This window comes from Pantoea sp. GbtcB22, assembly GCF_019091025.1.
Taxonomy (GTDB): domain Bacteria; phylum Pseudomonadota; class Gammaproteobacteria; order Enterobacterales; family Enterobacteriaceae; genus Pantoea; species Pantoea leporis.
The window spans coordinates 1-235 of sequence record NZ_JAGXKB010000891.1 but is presented as its reverse complement, the minus strand read 5'-3'; the positions used below and the strand labels follow the sequence as shown (position 1 = coordinate 235).

General features: G+C 52.3%; 1 pseudogene. It reads left to right on the top strand.

The features are described from left to right. Window positions 1-235 (top strand): annotated as a pseudogene (locus tag KVT28_RS26975) (DNA polymerase V subunit UmuC); the annotation flags it as partial.

The following is a 235-nucleotide window of genomic DNA, read 5'->3' as shown; positions in this document are numbered from 1 at the left end:
CCAAGAGTCGCTCTACACCATCTGGCGGGCCGGCTTCCGTTACGCAAAAGCTGGCATCATGCTTGATGAGTTGAGACCGTCCGGCATTGTGCTACTCATTCTGTTGGATGAAGAAACTTCGCGTGCCGGCAGTGAGGCGCTGATGAATCTGATGGATAACATGAACAGGACAGGCGGATACAACATTGGGTTTGCTGGTAAAGTTATGCAGTCAGAATGGAGGATGGGGCAGGAG